The organism is Lacinutrix cladophorae (genome assembly GCF_053604645.1).
In genome coordinates this window covers 1-246 of record NZ_JBSHNR010000113.1, presented here as the reverse complement: position 1 = coordinate 246, position 246 = coordinate 1, and the positions used below count along the sequence as shown (strand labels likewise).

At 40.7% G+C, this 246-nt stretch carries 1 protein-coding gene; it reads left to right on the top strand.

The annotated features are described in order from the left end of the window. Window positions 1-246: SdrD B-like domain-containing protein (locus ACVC3Y_RS10230; RefSeq protein ID WP_452226815.1), on the top strand; the 246-nt coding region annotated here is incomplete at both ends.

The following is a 246-nucleotide window of genomic DNA, read 5'->3' as shown; positions in this document are numbered from 1 at the left end:
TACTTTAACAACAGGAACTTCAGATCCAGAAACAGTAACCGTATTAGAAGGAGTTGAAACAGCAACAACCGATGACGGTTATGAACCAGTAACTGCAGAATTAACAGGAGTTGTATTCGAAGATCTTAACGGCGATGGAGTACAAGATCCAGGAGAAGAAGGAATAGAAGGAGTAGAAGTTGTAATTACAGATGTGGATGGAACAGTAACCACAGTAACAACAGGAACGGATGGAACATGGTCATT